Origin of the sequence: Floridaenema aerugineum BLCC-F46 (assembly GCF_041929345.1) — a bacterium.
Classification (GTDB): Bacteria; Cyanobacteriota; Cyanobacteriia; order Cyanobacteriales; family Aerosakkonemataceae; genus Floridanema; species Floridanema aerugineum.
In genome coordinates this window covers 1-17,470 of sequence record NZ_JBHFNQ010000204.1, presented here as the reverse complement: position 1 = coordinate 17,470, position 17,470 = coordinate 1, and the positions used below count along the sequence as shown (strand labels likewise).

Genomic DNA, 17,470 nt, shown 5'->3' with positions numbered 1-17,470 from the left:
TAACAAAAATCCCACCACCTGTTAAATAAATGGTGGGAAAACCAAATTGTTAAATGAGCAATTAATTACTGATTCATGGAAGCAGCCATTTGCTCTTGAATCTGGCTCTTAGCTGATTTGAATTCGCTCGCTAACTGTTCGCGTTCTTGTTCGCTCAAATTATCACCGATCGCACCGAACATGGTGCTTTCTTCCTGACGAATGTGATCGCCAACTATATCCATCAGTTGCTTAATTTGTTCTTTGAACTGAGAATCAGCAGGACTGATCGACTTAATTTCATTCAACATTCGCTCCATTTCTGCTTGTTCATCAAACAATTCTTGGGTGTTGTCATCACCGTAGAAAGAGCGAACTCTTGGATAAACAACTTCTTCTTCCGCTTTGGCGTGCGCCAATAAATCTTTGTACATTTGACCAAACAATTCTTCCAGTTTGGCAACATCTTCGGTCGCACCCATTTCGGTGTAAATTGTATTCACCTTATTGTGGTCTAATCTGATTAAATCGCGGATATCCATGTCTTGTTTATCAGAGTTTTGGGTAACGGCGCTACCAAATACACCTGATAAAGCGGCGACTGCATCTTGCACTCTTCCCCAAAGTCCTTGTTCGGGTTCTTTGCCTGTTAATTCACGAGTACCAAGAATTTCAATTACTCCTTTGAGTTGTTCTTGATGAGCGCGATTTTCAAAGTTAATTGCGTTCAAAGGTCCGATCGCAACTGCAACATCAGCACCCACAACTTGCGAGCATTTGTGAACTAAAAGTCCAGCCATTACTTGCTTATGCTTTAATAGTTCGTGCTGTCCTACTTTTTGGAATAATTGTAATTCAGAACCATTCATTAATTGCTGAACTTGTTCAATCATTTGCTTGGTGATATCGCGAGGTTCCGCTTTTACACCATACTGCACCATGACTGTTTCTAAAACACCCATATTCTTTTGATCGTCATCCAGCATCTTTTGGAAGCGATCGCGAATATCAGGATCAGAAATTTCGGAAATAAACTTTTCCTCATTAGCAATCAACAACTTTTGAAGCTCTGCCATATCTGCCAATTCCATAGCAATAGCAGAACGCTTTACATCATCTAAACTTTTAACCATCTCGTGTTTCCTTTCTCATTAATTATGGATTTAGTCCATACCTTGAGAATGTCACACAATTTACAGTTAATTCATCCATCTCTCGACCGATCAAAAACACCAATTAGGGAGGAATAAATAATTTAAATTGCTCCAAAAGACTAATGACCAAATGCCAAAAAAATCTAGGGGCTAATAGATTAAGCCACCTAGATTTAATTTGCTTGTTGTCTAGCTGTTAAGCTTATTTCATAGCAGCCATTTGGTCTTGCAACTTGCTCTTAGCAGCTTTGAATTCACTTGCCATTTGTTGCTGTTGTGCGCTGCTGAAATTATCCCGAATTTTGGGGAACATTTCATTTTCTTCTTGATTAATGTGATGCTGAGTTATCTTTGCTAACTCCTTAACTTGATCTTTGAACATCGGTGAAGCAGGACTCAAAGACATGATTTGATTGAGCATTCTTTCTTGTTCAGCTTGCTCTTGATACAAGTCTTGTGTCTTTTGGTAATAAGGACGTATTGCTGGGTAAACAACTTGTTCTTCCGCCTTAGCGTGTGCTGTCAAATCTTTGTAAAGTTGACCAAAGAATTCTTGTGCTTTTTGTGGATCTTTAGCACCTTCAATTTCCATGAACAAGGTGTTAGCTTTGGCATGATCCATCCGAATAATTTGCTCAATTGTCATATCGGACATATCAGAGTTTTGAGTCAGCACGCTACCCGCAACACCAGAGAAAGCAGCGACGGCATCTTGAACTCTCGCCCAAATACCTTGATCGGGATCTTTTCCAGTCAGTTCCCGCACGCCCAAAATTTCTAAAATACCTTTCAATTGTTCTTGGTGCGCCCGATTTTCAAAATTGACGGTATTTAAAGGAGTAATTGCCGCTTCAATATCAGCACCGACAACTTGTGCTGCTTTATGAACTAACAATCCCTTCATTACTTGAGCGTGTTTCAAAAGTTCATGCTGAGAGAACTTTTCATAAAGAGATAACTCAGAACCTTGCATCAATTTCTGAGTTTTCTCAACCAGTTCTTGAGTCGTTTGTTTCGGCTCTGCTTTGACACCGTATTGAACAATTACTGTATCTAAAACCCCCAGATTTTTCTGGTCATCATTGAGCATATCCCGCACTCGATTGCAGATTTCTTGATCTCCGCAAGCATTCAACAGCATTTGTTCATTGCTGATGATTAAGTTTTGGATAGCTTTCATGTCTGCTAATTTAGTAGCAATAGCAATGCGCTTGGTGTCGTCGAGAGTCGATACCATGTTGTTCTCCTTTGTGTTTATTCTCTTAAAATCGCCAAACTTATCTAGTCTGATCCTGCAATAGGAATACAGCAATTACCTCTCTCTTTTGACGGAGTTAAAACCGATTAAATTCTCTTTAACCTCTGATTCGGTTTAATAATAAATAATTTTAATGTTTTTCAGATCACATATTATATGTAAATCATAAAAAACTCTAATATTTGCTTGGCATTCTACTCAGAGATATATAAAAATTATCTATCATCTACTTCGTGAGATAGATACACTTTTTTCGCTAATGATATAGATTAAAGATGTACGATTCCCTGTATAAAGTTCTCCTCAGAAAATTTGCAACTGGGATATGTTGTCTTGCCAAAGCAATTTCTGATAGTCAAACACTGACTAGCAAAAAACCTAATTAGGCGAACCAAACAACTAGAGAGAAATATGACACAAACTCCAAATCTTCCCCCACTAATTGAAAGCCATCAATCAGAGTATCAAGATTCTGGTGTGGTAAGTACAGTAGCGATCGCAGGACATCCAATACATCCAGTAATTGTTACTTTACCAATAGCTTTTTTAGTGGCAGTACCAGTCTGCGATCTAGTTTATTTACTGACAAAAGATTTGTTTTGGGCAAGAGGTTCTTTCTGGCTATTAGCTGCCGGAACAGCAACTGGTTTGCTAGCAGCAGCTACAGGATTAATGGACTTTTTCGGCATAGAAAGAGTCCGCAAACGTACCGCAGGTTGGGCACACATGATCCTCAACGTTGCGGTTTTAGGGCTAACAGGTGTTAACTTAGTATTGCGTTGGGGAAATTTGGCTGGAGCAGTTATACCTACAGGATTAGTTATTTCTATTATTGTGGCATTGCTTCTCGGTCTTTCTGGTTGGTACGGTGGAGAATTAGTATATCGACACAAAATCGCTGTTATTGGCTATACCGATCGCAATCAATCATAACCCAATCAAAAGATCTCATCACTACAATTTGCCTCTCAATAAACACACCTATCTGAGCGATAATTTAACTCAGATAGGTTTTTGTTTGTCTAGATTCACTTGTAGAGGTAAAAATTTGAGTTACAAAAGCAAAATCCGTCGATTAACTCTAATTTCACTACTGATTGTTACACCACTAGGCTTTTTCACTAAATTTTATAATGGCCCTGCTCAATCCTGGATTGACCATTATGCTGGCGATATACTCTACCAAATCTTTTGGTGTTTAATAATCTTTTTCTTCTTCACCACTTATCCTGCTATCAAACAAATTCCGATTTGGGTTTTCACATTTAACAGTATAATAGAAATCCTCCAACTTTGGAAACCACCATTTTTAGAAGGATTCCGCTATACCTTTTGGGGAAGAATGACACTAGGAACCCATTTTGATTGGCAAGACTTTGTTTACTATTTAATAGGTAGTTTCCTCGGTTGGTTGTGGTTGCATCAGCTTTGGCGGAAAGGAAACAATCATGAAAAAACAAGTTAAAGTTAAACCAAATTCTAAACAACAAAGCATTCAAGAAGCAGCTGACGGTAGCTTAACTGTACATTTAAAATCACCACCAGTTGACGGCAAAGCCAATGAAGAATTAATTAAACTCTTAGCCGAAAAGTTTAACGTCTCCAAATCTCAGATTACTATTAAATCAGGGCTATCTTCCAAAACAAAATTAGTAGAAATAAACACTGATTCTTAAAATTATAGCCAGTACAAATGAATTGTGAAAATTGTTTCTTCTCTTCTTTCTTCCTGTCCTAATTCGCGATAGCGAATCGCTGCGCTACCCTGTCTTACGCGCTACGCGCACGCTACGCGAACGTGGTTCAAAAAGAATCTTTTTAACGAGTCATTTAGACTGGCTATATATTTGTTATACTTGTTGTGTAATACTGATATGTTTTGGCTGTGTTTGTACTCGCTTTATCCAAGCCTGAATAGCCGGAAAACCCGATAAATCAAAACCTCCTTCATCAGCCACATGAGTATAAGCAAACAAAGCAATATCAGCAATAGTATAACGTTCACCAACAAAATATTGATGTTCAGTTAAATGCTTTTCCATTACTTTTAATGCAGCCTCACCTCCGGCTCTTTTTTGATTGAGTGCTTCCCGGTATTCTTCAGCTTTTCCAGTAGTAATCCAAAATCGAGAAGTGGCAATATAGGGTTCGTGGCTGTACTGTTCAAAAAATAACCATTGCAACACTTGCGCCTTTTCAAAAGAGTCCGTTGGCAAAAAATCTGTCCCCTCACTCAAATAAAAAAGGATGGCATTTGATTCCGCTAAAAATTTCCCAGGTTCAATTTCTAAAACTGGAGTTCTCCCATTAGGATTTTTGCTTAAAAACTCAGGAGTTCGGCTTTCTCCTTTGAGAATGTTAATTTCTATTCTTTGAAAAGGAATATCTAATTGAGTCAACAAAAGCCTGATTTTGTAGCAGTTACCAGAAGAAAAAAATTCGTAGAATTTATACATTACCAATTCCTCAAATTTTATGTGTGGCAGATACAGTTTTACCCAAGTAGCCGAAGCTATAGCTGACAAGTTTCAAGTCAAAGAAGTTCCTCCCCTTTCTCCCAGATACAACATCGCACCAACTCAACAAATAGCAACAGTTTCAGTAAATTCCGAAAGCTCAGAACGCCAATTTAAAATGCTACGTTGGGGTTTAATTCCCAGTTGGGCAAAAGATGCGAAAATGGGAGCGAAACTAATTAACGCAAGAGCCGAAACAGTTGCCGAAAAACCAGCCTTTCGTTCAGCTTTTAAAAAGCGACGCTGTTTAATTTTAGCTGACGGTTTTTACGAATGGAAAACCCAAGACGGGGAAAAACAACCGTTTTATTTCCGCTGGGAAAATGGCGAACCTTTTGCTTTTGCGGGTTTGTGGGAACATTGGGAAAAAGGGGAGGGTGAACCAATAGAAAGTTGTACAATTTTGACTACCGAAGCCAATGAATTAATGCGTCCGATTCATGACCGAATGCCAGTAATTCTTGAACCCAAAAACTATGAACAATGGTTAGATCCAGAAGCTAAAAAAATCGAATTGTTACAATCGTTTCTGCAACCCTACCCTTCCGAAGAAATGACCGCTTATCCTGTTAGCACAAAAGTGAATAACCCGAAAAACGATCGCTCAGAATGTATTCAACCTATCTAAGTTGATGACCGCATCGAGCGCAAAATTTATCTTGCTCACTTACTTGATTACCACATTGAGTACAAAAGCCACCTTTGGCTGGCGTTTGTGTTCCCATCGGCGGCATTTTTAATTCCATATTTCCCATTCGCATTTGCATTGTAGGCGACATTTGCATTTCCATATCACCCATTCGCATCGGTTCCATTGGTTTCATAGGTTCCATTGGTTTCATGGGTTCTATTGGTTGCATCGGTGGCATAGAAGGCATTGTCGATGTCGGAATTTTTTCCGTTTGTTGCAGGGGAATATTTTCTGCATTACTCAAAGAAGGAGTTTCATTTAGGGTACTCATTCCATTAGTTTGCAAACGCACAAAATAGTTACCTGCTTGGGTTTGAATTTGCAAAATTACACCAGATGCAGTGCGAAACAAAGCTGGCGGTTTTACCCAAGAACCTGTTTGAAAACTGTTGCTTTGACTTTGTTGTTGTCCTGGACTACTGCTGAAAAGTGTGACGATCGTTTGCGTTCCCTGATTTTCAACGTAAACTTGTTGTCCACTACCCAGGTTGCCTAAGTAAGTATTCATGTTTGCAACCAAAAGACAGACTAATATATAGTGTAAAACACTTTTCCACATAATTACTTAAGTAGAAATAACCGATCGCGTTTTACTATTTTTCTCCTTTATTGGAAGATGAATTTGGTGCGATCGTCTATTTTTCAGCCAATAATTTATAATAAATTGCCTTGGTTCACAAAAAGATAAATTTTGCAACAAATAACTAATAATTTTGGTAAATAACTTACTTCTGTGTCAGTTATGAAACTGTCCCCATATTTAGCCACAAGTTTACTGATATTTAGAGCTAAAAACCTTTAATTCTTTCACCCAGTTAACAAACTGTCACTGCCAATTTATCGGCAATAGAAAGCAATTAGAAGATTGTAATACAAAGCAGAGTAACAACAAATTTTATCTTCCCTTTAGGTGATATTTATGAAACAAACGATTCAAAATCAAAAAGATACAACGGCTTGGATTATTCAAGTTTGGCTTTCCTTTATTCTTTCTCTTTCCGCTACCTCCATCGGGATAATTTATTTACCCGTTGATGGTTGGGTAAAAGGTTATATGGGAATGGGTGTACTATTTTCGATCGGTTCTACATTTACTTTAGCTAAAACCGTTAGAGACAATCATGAAGCCGCCAAACTAACAGCCAGAATTGACGAAGCCAGAGTCGAAAAAATCTTAACAGAACACCATCCCCTCAAGTAATTTTAATATCATTTGTTGTGAGGACTTCAGTCCTAATAAGCGTAGACAGAAGGACTAAAGTCCTCACCACAAACTTACCAAATAAGTAGGTAGATTTAAATAAAGTGAAAACCAGGGCGGGCAGGATGCCCGCCCCACAAGAAAGCTCTAACTCTTGTGGGGCAGGCATCCTGCCCGCCCCATCCTCATATAACTATTATCACTTTATTTATTTGCACCTACTTAATCAACCAGATACTTTTCGGAAACCTCGTAACCAACGATAGGGATAATAGAAAGGAGTAAGTAAAGGATGAGGAATTTCGTAACGATGCTGCATATAAGCGCGACTAGGAAATAATGTATCCCAAGCGATATGTAAACGAGTCAGCCAATCTTTTGCACCTGCTAAATCATCAAATAAGCGTAAAACCATTGTTTGATTTTGCCAAGAATAAGCTCTGATTTCTTCCCAAGAAGGTTTTAAAGTGGCTAATTGCGATCGCACATTTCCCGGAATTTCCGCTTTCCATTCATCAGCTACTCGCAGCAAAATTTGTTGTACTGATAATACTAAATTGTAAGTTTGTGCTTTGCTAATCACTAAATCCCAATCTATTTGTGTGGGAGAAAAGGCGATCGCCTCAGCAATATCATGCAACCAAAGTAAACTATTTCCTCCATGATGCAACATCAAATGAGCACATAGATAAACAATTTGCGCTTCATTACCTAAAATAAAAGCCGGAGAACCACTAATTTTAGTTGGTATAGCCGTTTCCCAAAACCAATCAGTTAAAAAAGTCCGTTGATAATAAACCGGACTAACTAATTTCCAATGCAAATCTAAATTAACATTTACTAATCCATGCTTCCAATGAATTTCTTCATTGCGAAACTCTTCATTAAAACCAGATTGCATTTCCACACCTGCTAGCTGATAACCCAAATTCGCTATAACTTTTCTAACAATTGCTAAATCTTCTGGTTTAATTAGTAAATCTAAATCTACCATTTGTCTAGCAGCGATATCACCATAAACTTTTTCCGCCAAAGCTGCACCTTTAAGAACGATTACATCTACTCCCACATCTGCCAAATTTTGCAACACATTACCCAATTCTCGCAGCAATAAAGTATTGCGGCAGGCATTTTGATAATAGGCATTGCGCCATTCTATTTTTACATTTTCTGGCAACCAATCTTCATTTCGTAAAATTCGATAAAGCAGTGGAGTCAAAGCTTCAATATATACAAATTCACATAAATTATCCCAATTTAAATCTTTATTCGTTGCTATTTCTCGCGCCACTTGTAACGCCGTTTTATCCCATCTTCCCCGTAAAATTAAGGTTACTAATGATTGGTTTTCTTTTAAGTTTTTCATTAACTTTTAATTTACCTGCATTTGACTTTTCCACGATTGAGCATAACGACACCCAAGAGCTAATAACTCATCATGGCACCCTGTTTCTACAATTTCACCATCTGACATAACATGAATAATATCAGCACGTCTAGCAATAGTAAAACGATGGGTAATAATAATAGCTGTTCTCCCTTTAGCTAAATGGCAAAATCGCTCCAACCAATCTGCTTCCGCCCAAGAATCCATTGCGCTAGTTGGCTCATCTAAAATAATTAAAGGAGCCTGACGCAAAAAAGCCCTTGCTAAAGCAATTCTTTGCCATTCACCACCGCTAAGTTCTACGCCACCAGCAAATAATTTACCTAAAAGTGTATTGTAATTTTCAGGTAAACGATCGATAATTTCTGCTGCACCCGCAGCTTCAGCAGCATTAGTTATTTCCGGCAATTTAGCAGTAGCTAATAAGTCGCCCAAAGCTATATTTTCAGCAACCGAAGCATTATAATCAACTGGTTGTTGAAATAAAACAGTAATCAATCTTCGTAAGTTTTGAATTGGTAAATCGCGCAAGTCAATTCCATCCCAAGTTATTTTTCCTTGTTGAGGATCGTACAACCGACAAAGCAGTTTTAGCAAGGTACTTTTACCCGCACCATTTGCGCCGACGATCGCCACAATTTTACCCGATGGAATAGTTAAATTGAAATTTTCTAAAGCGGTTTTTTGGCTACCAGGATACCAGAAAGAAATATTTTCAAATTTAATTTCTTGGTTTAAGTTTTTGGGGGCTAACCTTGGGGTAGGAGGATCTATTACTTGAGGCGCTAATTCTAAAAACTCGAAAAGATTACCTAAAAACAGCATATTACTGTAAACTTGACCTAAGTTTTGGAGCAAACTTCGCATCAATGTTTGACCTTGGTTAAAAGCTTGGTAAAATAATGCTAAGTCTCCTAAAGTTACCCGTTTTTGTAAAACTTGCCATACCATCCAAGTTAAAGCAAAGGCGGTGATTAAAAGCGCGATCGCACCAGCACCCAAATTCGCCAAACTCTCATTCTTTGCTAAATTAACTTTTTCGGCACGTAACTTACGCCGTAAACTCTGATAAGCAGACTGAAAATAATCGCCTAATTCAAAAATTCTTAATTCCGCCGCCGAATCTTTTTCAGTCAGTAAGTAATAGTAATACCAGCTACGCCTTTCATCAGCAGTTGTTTTCAACCACCAGTTATAATTTTGTTTACTATAATTTAAAATTACTACAAAAGCGGGTAAAGTACTAATTAATAAAGCCGCAGGAATCCAAACACCAAATTGAGTTAAAACTGCCGCCATTGCGATTAAAGTAATGCCATTTTGTACCAAACTTCCGCTATTTTCTAATAATGCAGTTGGGCGAAAAAACGCATCTTGTCTGGCGCGGTGTAGGCGATCGTAATATTCCGCCGACTCATAAAAAGCAAAATCAACCTCTAGCGACTTTTTATGAATCAAATAACTAATATAATCCTTTACTAATTCTGATTGAACAACACGCACCCAACTTAAAAAACTTCCCAATACCTGAGTTAATAATAAAACTCCCCCCATTAAAGCAACTAAAACTAAAATTGGGATAACTTTTTCCTGAGAAACTCCCACATTTAAAGCAGCTACCAAACTATCAACTATTTGCCGAGTTAAATAAACAGTTGCAACTGGTAACAACCCCTGAATAATTAACAAAATTGCCCAAATAACAGTCCATTTTTTCGCTGCTTGCCAAACTAAATTAAAAGCTTTCACTAAATAGGGAAGCTGACTAAATCCACTTTTTAATTTTTGCTTCAAAAAGCTAAATTTTTGCATAGATATTTGTTGCTTAACAGTATTAAATAAATTATTTACTGTAATCGTGTCGCCATAGCTGGAAATATTTACGTTTAGACTTTCGTTAGAAAAACCAACTAACGATAGTGTACCTTTCGCCAAAAATTATAGGTTCAACCTCATGCCAAATCTCACAGCGAAATGCAATCAACAACCCCGCTTCGCCATTTAAAGAGAAACCATACTTTTGCCAAAGCGGATCTTTAATTAATCCGTAAAATGTTAAAGCACCTCCGCCATAATATTCCTCTCCTAACTCTTCTGATTCACTACTCAAAAATATAACCGCAGATACCTGACGATTTTTTACAGACTGTGGTGCATTATCTGTATTGCAGCTATCCGAGTGAGGTAGATAAAAATCTCCTTTCGTATATCTAAGAAATTGCGGGGTTTCACAATCAGTAAGCTCTAACTTAAAATGTTCTTCTAACTTAGGTTTAACAGCAATTAAACATGAATTAACTTTGTTAATTGTTTCCTCAGATACTTGACTATATTTAATTTTGCGGATCTCCTCAATCACTTCGTACTTACCATCTTTGCCCAAAACAGAGGCAGCATTATTCACTGCATCACGGGATTCAATGCGAATTTTATCGCACAATTCTAAATCAAAAAAATCTTTGACTACAAACAACCCAAGGCTAGTAAAAAAGTCAGCTTTCGGCATCTTTTAAAGTTACTGCTGAATAATTTAAACTTTCAAAATCGTTTATAATAACTTCACAAAGCTTTGGCAAATAAATAGCATCGGCGTGAGGAGTTACCTGTCGCACGGGAACTTTAGCTACTAAACGACTCAGCAAATCGAATTCTTTAGCACGCATCCCCTTGTCCAACAAACCATTACCATAAGTGTTAGCAATTAGCTTGATTATACTGGCTGGTGCAGGTAGGGATTCAATAAAGGGTGCTGCTGCATCGGAACTCCGCGAACCCAAAATATAAATAGCACCTAAAGGTAGGGGTTGTTGCTGAAACTGATATCCTTCTTGAGTTAAGTCCAAATAACGTTTATCCCAATTTGGTGTCAAGCAAGGCAAAGCATCTTCTGTACCATACAAAATCTCGACCGATTTAGGCCACAAACGCACTCGCGGATAACCAGCTTGTACCAAAAAAGTCCGATCGCGCTCCCATAACGGTAATACATCATCTGATAATATCGGAAACCCAGCTTTAGCAAAAGCTGCTGCTGTGGTAGATTTACCTGCACCCGCATGACCAACTATTGCCATACACCTGTCGCCAACTTGTATGCTACTGGCGTGTAGACAGACAATACCCCGCAGACGGAGCACCAATCCGAATACAGGGCCTAACAAATAGGTCGCTGTATCTTCTAAAGTTAATTTATCCGACCATTTAGCCCAGATTTGGCTACCTGCGCGATCGACTATAAATTCCGTGCCATCAAAGTAGCTAATTTGAAAATAAGCGCCACCTAAAAGCTGCTGCACTCTCAACAATGGTTCACCGCATTCTACTTGATAGTCGCTGACAAACCATATCTGCTTTTTAGTGTTCGGTATTTCCTGCAACCAAGGCGGCATTAAATCTAACCATACCTCTACATCTACCTTTGGTGTAGGGGGTAAAGCAACTAATCCCGGAATATAGCCATTGGAATGTAGATGCAAACCAAAAACATAGTGATAAAATCCCACAATAGTTCGATCTACTTTACATTTAGTTAAGGAGCAGGACAATTCGGTGGATTAGGATTCGGGTTTCCGAAACCACAAGGATTAGATGTAGTTAATCTTTCTGCCGCACCATCCCAGTTTTGGATACTGCCACCCCCTTGTGTCAGTTCCCGGATATTACCATAAACTAATAATTTAGGACTGTGGTATTCTCTCTTGATTAACTGAGCATTATTAGATTTCATAACATACCTCCTTTTCTAATTGATATTTTACTGGTTTGAGATTCTTTAGCCAGTAATTAAGACATATAGGACGCAAATTAATCCATGCTTCATAGGCATTGACATTCATTCCTGAAACTGGCGTTATCATATCTCGATTAACATATTTCGCCAAATCCGGCACAGACTCAAATTGATCTATCCACTTAGTCGCAGGTTGTTGTAAAAGTTCATATACTGGATCTCCAGCCAAAGTTGTTTTAGGACGTAGCCGCACCTCTTCTGGCAAAATACCCTGCATTGCCACTCTGACTAGTTCTTTGTGTACGAACCAAGGTATTGGTGGAATTGCTAATAGGTAATCTACCAATCGCAAATCTAAAAAGGGATATCGAATTTCTACTGGATAACCCGTTACGCCTGGATCGAAGAACTCAAAAAGACAAGGCCAATTTGAGGAAGTCAGGGTTTGATATGCTTCCGATCGCGTCGGGTGAACCATCAGCCTTTCCTGTACCAGTTTATCCCACCGCGCTGGCAAATCCAACCTAGTTACTAGTTCTGGGTGAAGCCATTTTGGATTTGGATAAGGTTTTGGATGCCACAATTTTAGCGATCGCTTTAACTGAGTACGCAAACCTACTGGTGGTAAACGTCGGTTAGTTCTAAAATACCACCCTACTGCTGTTAACAGTTCTCCCCATCGGAGAGATTTTAGCAGAGTAAAAAAGTAGGAACCAGAAGGATACAAAATCGGATCGCCCCCACTACCCTTTAAGGCAACTCGGCTGTGATCTGCCATTTGTTTGATATGATCCAGTGAAATAGCTAACAGTGGATTTGCCATTGGTTCTGGTTGGTGTAGTTCTGGTTTCTCCCACCCCTCAAACAGCTTATACTCATCTGCTACTAAATATTGGATGGGAATGCCCAAAGTTTCTGCTACTAATTTGGAATAGTAACGTTCTCGATCGGGAATTAGGCGATCGTAAACAATGGTAAAAGCTCGCAGATCAAATGAGTCGAATTGTTTTGACAGCAGTTCCCTTGTAGTAGCAGCTATTGTTGTTGAATCTAACCCCCCTGTCATCCCAATGCTAACGCGGTTTGTTCGTAGTCTATCATTAACAGCTTGTTCCAGTAATTCTTTAAATTTTTCAACGTAATCTTCTGCCTTTTTGTACCTAATAAAACCATCAGTGGGTAATGTCCAATAGCGTTTAATTTGTAGCTTTTCCTTTGACCAAGTTAAACAATGTGCTGGTGGCAAACGTTGGATATTGGCAAAAGTAGTTGTAGTGAGTTCTTGGTTGTAACCAAACAATATAAAATCTGCGATCGCCCTTTCATTCAACTCATCCGAAACCCCCGGATGAATCCTCAAACAATTCAGTGTATTACTAAAAATTAAACAATTTCCAACTTCTGCATAATAAAAAGGTTTTACGCCAAAATGATCTCTGGCGCAGAATAACTTTTGCTCTCTTTCATCCCAAATCGCAAAAGCAAAATCACCCAACAAATATTGAACACAATCTTCCCCCCAAACTTGATAAGCCCGTAAAATTAATTCTACATCTGTTACAGGATTAATCTTTAACTTTTCAATTAACTCTTCTCGACCATCAATTCTCGCATCAGCAGTAATCCAAATCCCATCTAAATTAAAAGGTTGTTTCTCCTCTAAAGACGCTTTAGTAGTTCGTAGCATTGTATGACCAAAACCCACATTGCCATTCACCCATATCTGTTGAGAATCTGGCCCTCGATAGCTCATAAAGTCAGTCATTCGCTGCAATAAATCAGGGTTAATTGGTTGACCATTTCGATTAATTATCCCGACAATACCGCTCATTATATTTTTACCTCAACTGGCAGAATTGACCCAGCGAAAGGCGCAAAACGTTGGTCAACATCGTTGCGATCGTTCAAAACACAACCCTGATATTCTACCCAAGCATGAGCTTCTAAAATTTCTCCTTTTTTCCGTACACCTATCCGCAATTCACTTTCAATACTTCGTCGTTGCAATAACCACCAAAGTAGCAAAGATTTCTGTAAACAATTAGGTTTATATAAACCATGTCTGCTAGCAATTTCTACTAATTTTGCGATCGCCCTAGCTGACTTAATCCCCTCTCTCTCTTGCCCTTTATCTTTTCTGCGGTTAAGATTAGCGATCGATCCATAAAACCGTCTAAACCCAAAACATTTTATCCCAAAAGCTACCAATGGCAGTAACAACAACGCCTGTATCAGTAGCATTAGTTCTGACCAAGAAAGTGATTTTAACTTCCGCCAATTATTGATTGCTGACATGAATCAACCCATGTTCTACCAACTGTTGAAGTAAATTATACAAATCCGTTTGTAGTTGCTCAGGAACTACATCATATTCTGATAATAAAGTTTGATAGGCTGCTGCGATCGTTTCCGAACTAGAAAGCACTTCCCACATCCGAGTTCCCACCTCATCCAAACCAAAATAACGTTCACTCTTCAAGTTCAGAATCACCGACTCCCCATCTAATTCCCGAATTAACACATCTTCGGGTACAGAAACTCGCATTGCAAAACTAATAGCCATTCGATTTTAGATTTTAGATTTTGGATTTGGGATTTTTAGACTTTACTATTTCCAACGTTATCTTATCCCAATTCCTGAAAACTGAGATCTTACATCAAGAGGCAGAGCCTCTGTTTTTCGTTCCCAGGTTGAACCTGGGAACGAGATCAACCAAACCTTTTTCCTTCCGCCCTTTTGCCCTTTTGCCCTTTTGCCCTTCTGCCCTTCTGCCTTGGAGCCTTCAAAAAGCCTGTTTCTCGTTGTTTCTCGTTCCCAGGTTCAACCTGGGAACGAGGTGAAAGGAGGTTCTACCTCCATTGCTGTTCTGCCTTTCAACCCTTCTTCCTTCAACAAAAAAGGCTGCTCAAAACAGCCCTAAATCACGATAATTTGCAACCAAGAAAGCATGAAAAACCGAATTTAGTGCTTTTTTGACCTGCGCTTTTGTTGACGGCTTCTGGCAGTAACCATTGCCGGATCTACTGGGAACCCAGCCATTGGAATTACCTGGTACTGGCGTTCTGCTTCCAGTTTTTTCAACTCTGTGTAGTCTACCCAGTGAATACAATCGACAGGACAAGTATCAATTGCTTCTTGAATTAACTCTTCCGAGTCACCATCCTGCCGAACTACTCGCGATCGACCATAATCAGGTTCTATATAGAAGGTATTACGCGCAACGTGAGCGCAATGCTTACAACCAATGCAGGTAATCTCATCTACATAAACACCTTTTTGCCGGACTGAACCACCAAGTTCGGGCTCAAAACCAGAGCGTTCTGGATCGTCCCTTAAAAAACCACCTAACTCTGGTTCTAGACCCGATCGAGCTACGCCGTCATTATCTCCTGATGCGGGAGAAAAGTCGGACATTAGCCCCTCCAACGTTGTACGACTAAGCGAATCGAACCATCTTCATTTTTTTGTTGTTCAGCAACTTGGAAACCTTGTTTAGCGGTTTCATTCAATACAGTTTGGAAAGCATAACGCTGAGTGATTTTGTTTAAAAATCGATCTACAGTGATAGGTTGCTGCCAATACTGTAAGTCCGCAACTAATTCATATTCGTTGCCATTCCATCTAAAGCCAATGTCGTAACCATTTTCCTGTTCGATCGCAATCTCAGCATTAATGGTTTGACCGCGATAACCACGCACCGGACAAGGGCCAGATTTCCAATCAATCCCTAAATCTGTCAAAGCAGTTTGCAGGGAGACAAGGTTACGGAGTTGAGTTTTGATTTGGCTAAAGTGTGACATAGTTTCTGATGATTAAAACAAAGTAAAATTTGCAAAAAAAACAACTTACCATTCACTAAAAGTCGCTTGGGTTGTGGCTGCGTTTGATTGTTCTAACACTTGAGCAAAATACTCAGAAGTTTCCTCCTGACTCAGTACTTGTCCAAGTTGAGCTTCAATTGCAGCAGTAACCTCAGCACAGGAGTTCCCTATGATGCCAGTAACTTTTTCTTTTACTCGCCCATCGGGATAGATGATAAACTCTAGTGTTTCCATGCTCTTGGTTGTCACCTACATAGATATTGAACTCGCGGCTGGCACTTTTACGTGCCTCCACAGCTTCTCGATCGAGATGCTAACAATTTTGTCTTTAACTCACTTTACCTAAATAGGCAAATCGAATCAAAGCGCAACACAACTTATTATTTACGCGATTAATCCCTCAATTATTTGTCAGTTTCGCTTAACTTGCCCTAGCAGTCAAGATGTCTGAGGAGAGAGCCACCAGCCTTACAAGCATTGATACTTCTCTTCGCATTAGTGCTATTTTGGCTCCCATAAATTATTCGCTATCTATATATAGTGTGTTTATTTGAAGAATTACGCTAAATATGTGATAAGTTTTGTATCATAGACAACGAAGATGGTATTAATAAAATTTTTCAATAACTCTGAGTTCAACTAATTACCTAGATAATTAAAGGTTGTCTTTAAATTTAAGGTTAAGAATGATGAATCTAGAACAACTCATAAGTCCGGTTCGTGTAGGAGTACTGGGTTTTGGTGGGTTAGGACAAGCCGCCGCGAGAATACTCGCGCCCAAGCAGGAAATGATTTGGGTAGCAGCTGCGGATCAAAAAGGTTATGCTTACGACGCTAGAGGTTTAAATCCCGATACCTGCATCTCCACCTACCAAGCACAAGGTTCTCTCGGCTACCTAGAAGCAGGCGGTACTTTAAGCAATAACAGCATTTCTGATTTAATCAGTCAAGCATCTGTAGATGGGTACTTCCTCGCACTTCCGAACCTACCTAATACCTTTATGGCTTCTGTAGTGCAGGAAATCATTAAATCTGGTTGGCGGGGAGTATTAGTAGATGCCCTCAAGCGTACCAGTGCTGTTGAACAAATGCTGCAATTAAAGGATAGTTTACAAGTAGCAGGCATTACTTACATGACTGGATGCGGTGCAACTCCTGGGTTATTAACCGCAGCAGCAGCTTTAGCAGCACAAAGCTATGCAGAAATTCACTCAGTAAAAATTACCTTTGGCGTGGGAATTGCTAACTGGGAAGCGTATCGGGCGACAATTCGCGAAGATATCGCTCATATTCCAGGTTACAACGTAGAGAAAGCGGTAGCGATGAGCGATGCCGAAGTTGAAGCGTTACTGGATAAAACAAACGGCATTTTAGCTTTGGAAAATATGGAGCACGCTGACGATATTATGCTGGAATTGGCGGGAATTTGTCCACGCGATCGCGTCACCGTCGGCGGAGTCGTCGATACCCGCAACCCGAAAAAACCCCTGAGCACCAACGTTCAAGTTACAGGTAGAACCTTTGAAGGCAAAATCTCCACCCATACCTTCACTTTAGGCGATGAAACCAGCATGGCAGCCAATGTGTGCGGCCCCGCCTTCGGTTATCTAAAAGCTGGAATAGCCCTAAATCAAAGAGGTATTTACGGCTTATTCACGGCTGCGGAAATTATGCCTCAATTTGTCAAGTAGATCAGTACGTTGTTGCGCTGAGAGCGCTCTTCTAAGAGCGC

General features: G+C 39.4%; 21 protein-coding genes. 6 read left to right on the top strand and 15 right to left on the bottom strand.

The annotated features are described in order from the left end of the window. Window positions 1-65: 65 nt before the first annotated feature. Entirely contained in the window at window positions 66-1,112 is a 1,047-nt protein-coding gene (locus ACE1CC_RS26755; RefSeq protein WP_413273480.1) for a hemerythrin domain-containing protein, read from the bottom strand. A 223-nt stretch (window positions 1,113-1,335) separates the two neighbouring features. Beyond that, window positions 1,336-2,370: a hemerythrin domain-containing protein gene (locus ACE1CC_RS26750; protein WP_413273479.1), complete on the bottom strand. Its 1,035-nt coding sequence runs from the start codon at window positions 2,368-2,370 to the stop codon at window positions 1,336-1,338. A gap of 432 nt (window positions 2,371-2,802) precedes the next feature. On the opposite strand from ACE1CC_RS26750, the gene ACE1CC_RS26745 reads away from it, so the two are divergent. From ACE1CC_RS26745 to ACE1CC_RS26735, 3 genes are all read left to right on the top strand, one after another. Next, window positions 2,803-3,324 (top strand): DUF2231 domain-containing protein, encoded by a 522-nt coding sequence (locus ACE1CC_RS26745; protein ID WP_413273478.1) that lies wholly within the window; start codon window positions 2,803-2,805, stop codon window positions 3,322-3,324. Between the two features lie 115 nt (window positions 3,325-3,439). Continuing rightward, entirely contained in the window at window positions 3,440-3,856 is a 417-nt protein-coding gene (locus ACE1CC_RS26740) for a ribosomal maturation YjgA family protein (protein WP_413273477.1), read from the top strand. Beyond that, window positions 3,840-4,067: a DUF167 domain-containing protein gene (locus ACE1CC_RS26735; RefSeq protein WP_413273476.1), complete on the top strand. Its 228-nt coding sequence runs from the start codon at window positions 3,840-3,842 to the stop codon at window positions 4,065-4,067. The genes ACE1CC_RS26740 and ACE1CC_RS26735 overlap by 17 nt, the downstream gene beginning before the upstream one ends. Window positions 4,068-4,241: 174 nt before the next feature. Here the strand turns inward: ACE1CC_RS26735 and ACE1CC_RS26730 are convergent, their stop codons facing one another. Next, window positions 4,242-4,847: a glutathione S-transferase family protein gene (locus ACE1CC_RS26730; protein ID WP_413273475.1), complete on the bottom strand. Its 606-nt coding sequence runs from the start codon at window positions 4,845-4,847 to the stop codon at window positions 4,242-4,244. Window positions 4,848-4,866: 19 nt separating this feature from the next. Between ACE1CC_RS26730 and ACE1CC_RS26725 the strand changes: the two genes are divergently transcribed. Continuing rightward, window positions 4,867-5,535, top strand: a complete 669-nt coding sequence (locus tag ACE1CC_RS26725; protein ID WP_413273474.1) for an SOS response-associated peptidase — start codon at window positions 4,867-4,869, stop codon at window positions 5,533-5,535. Here ACE1CC_RS26725 and ACE1CC_RS26720 read toward each other — a convergent pair. Further along, window positions 5,528-6,106: a zinc ribbon domain-containing protein gene (locus tag ACE1CC_RS26720; RefSeq protein ID WP_413273473.1), complete on the bottom strand. Its 579-nt coding sequence runs from the start codon at window positions 6,104-6,106 to the stop codon at window positions 5,528-5,530. The two genes, ACE1CC_RS26725 and ACE1CC_RS26720, sit on opposite strands and share 8 nt — an antisense overlap. 411 nt (window positions 6,107-6,517) lie before the next feature. Between ACE1CC_RS26720 and ACE1CC_RS26715 the strand changes: the two genes are divergently transcribed. Further along, entirely contained in the window at window positions 6,518-6,799 is a 282-nt protein-coding gene (locus ACE1CC_RS26715) for a YiaA/YiaB family inner membrane protein (protein WP_413273472.1), read from the top strand. Between the two features lie 226 nt (window positions 6,800-7,025). On the opposite strand, the gene ACE1CC_RS26710 is transcribed toward ACE1CC_RS26715, so the two are convergent. The 11 genes from ACE1CC_RS26710 to ACE1CC_RS26660 all read right to left on the bottom strand — a co-directional run bounded on the left by ACE1CC_RS26710 (window position 7,026) and on the right by ACE1CC_RS26660 (window position 15,972). Then, window positions 7,026-8,165 (bottom strand): nucleotidyltransferase domain-containing protein, encoded by a 1,140-nt coding sequence (locus ACE1CC_RS26710; RefSeq protein ID WP_413273471.1) that lies wholly within the window; start codon window positions 8,163-8,165, stop codon window positions 7,026-7,028. Between the two features lie 6 nt (window positions 8,166-8,171). After that, complete coding sequence (locus ACE1CC_RS26705; protein WP_413273470.1) at window positions 8,172-10,121, bottom strand: ABC transporter ATP-binding protein; 1,950 nt, start codon at window positions 10,119-10,121, stop codon at window positions 8,172-8,174. Continuing rightward, complete coding sequence (locus tag ACE1CC_RS26700) at window positions 10,084-10,692, bottom strand: 2OG-Fe(II) oxygenase (protein ID WP_413273469.1); 609 nt, start codon at window positions 10,690-10,692, stop codon at window positions 10,084-10,086. Before ACE1CC_RS26700 ends, ACE1CC_RS26705 begins: the two co-directional genes overlap by 38 nt. Further along, window positions 10,679-11,689, bottom strand: coding sequence for a serine/threonine protein kinase (locus tag ACE1CC_RS26695; protein WP_413273468.1), 1,011 nt, complete (start codon window positions 11,687-11,689; stop codon window positions 10,679-10,681). The genes ACE1CC_RS26700 and ACE1CC_RS26695 overlap by 14 nt, the downstream gene beginning before the upstream one ends. A 26-nt stretch (window positions 11,690-11,715) precedes the next feature. Next, on the bottom strand, window positions 11,716-11,913 hold the full coding sequence (locus ACE1CC_RS26690) for a lasso RiPP family leader peptide-containing protein (protein WP_413273467.1): 198 nt from the start codon (window positions 11,911-11,913) through the stop codon (window positions 11,716-11,718). Further along, window positions 11,903-13,747, bottom strand: a complete 1,845-nt coding sequence (locus ACE1CC_RS26685) for an asparagine synthase-related protein (RefSeq protein WP_413273466.1) — start codon at window positions 13,745-13,747, stop codon at window positions 11,903-11,905. The genes ACE1CC_RS26690 and ACE1CC_RS26685 overlap by 11 nt, the downstream gene beginning before the upstream one ends. Further along, window positions 13,747-14,211: a lasso peptide biosynthesis B2 protein gene (locus ACE1CC_RS26680; protein ID WP_413273465.1), complete on the bottom strand. Its 465-nt coding sequence runs from the start codon at window positions 14,209-14,211 to the stop codon at window positions 13,747-13,749. Before ACE1CC_RS26680 ends, ACE1CC_RS26685 begins: the two co-directional genes overlap by 1 nt. After that, complete coding sequence (locus tag ACE1CC_RS26675; RefSeq protein WP_413273464.1) at window positions 14,195-14,479, bottom strand: PqqD family protein; 285 nt, start codon at window positions 14,477-14,479, stop codon at window positions 14,195-14,197. The genes ACE1CC_RS26680 and ACE1CC_RS26675 overlap by 17 nt, the downstream gene beginning before the upstream one ends. Window positions 14,480-14,878: 399 nt before the next feature. Then, on the bottom strand, window positions 14,879-15,331 hold the full coding sequence (locus ACE1CC_RS26670) for a ferredoxin (RefSeq protein ID WP_413273463.1): 453 nt from the start codon (window positions 15,329-15,331) through the stop codon (window positions 14,879-14,881). Next, window positions 15,331-15,717, bottom strand: a complete 387-nt coding sequence (locus ACE1CC_RS26665) for a DUF1257 domain-containing protein (protein WP_413266590.1) — start codon at window positions 15,715-15,717, stop codon at window positions 15,331-15,333. Before ACE1CC_RS26665 ends, ACE1CC_RS26670 begins: the two co-directional genes overlap by 1 nt. 45 nt (window positions 15,718-15,762) lie before the next feature. Beyond that, window positions 15,763-15,972, bottom strand: a complete 210-nt coding sequence (locus ACE1CC_RS26660) for a DUF2997 domain-containing protein (RefSeq protein WP_413273462.1) — start codon at window positions 15,970-15,972, stop codon at window positions 15,763-15,765. Between the two features lie 452 nt (window positions 15,973-16,424). Here ACE1CC_RS26660 and bioU point away from each other — a divergent pair, with 452 nt between their 5' ends. Then, entirely contained in the window at window positions 16,425-17,429 is a 1,005-nt protein-coding gene (gene bioU / locus ACE1CC_RS26655) for a (S)-8-amino-7-oxononanoate synthase BioU (RefSeq protein ID WP_413273461.1), read from the top strand. Window positions 17,430-17,470 lie beyond the last annotated feature (41 nt).

What these genes read in the sequence shown, in the direction of transcription:
- ACE1CC_RS26680 (WP_413273465.1), bottom strand. Translation starts at nt 14,211, where the DNA reads ATGTCAGCAATCAATAATTGGCGGAAGTTAAAATCACTTTCTTGGTCA.
- ACE1CC_RS26675 (WP_413273464.1), bottom strand. Translation starts at nt 14,479, where the DNA reads ATGGCTATTAGTTTTGCAATGCGAGTTTCTGTACCCGAAGATGTGTTA.
- ACE1CC_RS26750 (WP_413273479.1), bottom strand. Translation starts at nt 2,370, where the DNA reads ATGGTATCGACTCTCGACGACACCAAGCGCATTGCTATTGCTACTAAA.
- ACE1CC_RS26685 (WP_413273466.1), bottom strand. Translation starts at nt 13,747, where the DNA reads ATGAGCGGTATTGTCGGGATAATTAATCGAAATGGTCAACCAATTAAC.
- ACE1CC_RS26730 (WP_413273475.1), bottom strand. Translation starts at nt 4,847, where the DNA reads ATGTATAAATTCTACGAATTTTTTTCTTCTGGTAACTGCTACAAAATC.
- ACE1CC_RS26725 (WP_413273474.1), top strand. Translation starts at nt 4,867, where the DNA reads ATGTGTGGCAGATACAGTTTTACCCAAGTAGCCGAAGCTATAGCTGAC.
- ACE1CC_RS26755 (WP_413273480.1), bottom strand. Translation starts at nt 1,112, where the DNA reads ATGGTTAAAAGTTTAGATGATGTAAAGCGTTCTGCTATTGCTATGGAA.
- bioU (WP_413273461.1), top strand. Translation starts at nt 16,425, where the DNA reads ATGATGAATCTAGAACAACTCATAAGTCCGGTTCGTGTAGGAGTACTG.
- ACE1CC_RS26735 (WP_413273476.1), top strand. Translation starts at nt 3,840, where the DNA reads ATGAAAAAACAAGTTAAAGTTAAACCAAATTCTAAACAACAAAGCATT.
- ACE1CC_RS26660 (WP_413273462.1), bottom strand. Translation starts at nt 15,972, where the DNA reads ATGGAAACACTAGAGTTTATCATCTATCCCGATGGGCGAGTAAAAGAA.
- ACE1CC_RS26670 (WP_413273463.1), bottom strand. Translation starts at nt 15,331, where the DNA reads ATGTCCGACTTTTCTCCCGCATCAGGAGATAATGACGGCGTAGCTCGA.
- ACE1CC_RS26745 (WP_413273478.1), top strand. Translation starts at nt 2,803, where the DNA reads ATGACACAAACTCCAAATCTTCCCCCACTAATTGAAAGCCATCAATCA.
- ACE1CC_RS26700 (WP_413273469.1), bottom strand. Translation starts at nt 10,692, where the DNA reads ATGCCGAAAGCTGACTTTTTTACTAGCCTTGGGTTGTTTGTAGTCAAA.
- ACE1CC_RS26690 (WP_413273467.1), bottom strand. Translation starts at nt 11,913, where the DNA reads ATGAAATCTAATAATGCTCAGTTAATCAAGAGAGAATACCACAGTCCT.
- ACE1CC_RS26665 (WP_413266590.1), bottom strand. Translation starts at nt 15,717, where the DNA reads ATGTCACACTTTAGCCAAATCAAAACTCAACTCCGTAACCTTGTCTCC.
- ACE1CC_RS26715 (WP_413273472.1), top strand. Translation starts at nt 6,518, where the DNA reads ATGAAACAAACGATTCAAAATCAAAAAGATACAACGGCTTGGATTATT.
- ACE1CC_RS26720 (WP_413273473.1), bottom strand. Translation starts at nt 6,106, where the DNA reads ATGAATACTTACTTAGGCAACCTGGGTAGTGGACAACAAGTTTACGTT.
- ACE1CC_RS26710 (WP_413273471.1), bottom strand. Translation starts at nt 8,165, where the DNA reads ATGAAAAACTTAAAAGAAAACCAATCATTAGTAACCTTAATTTTACGG.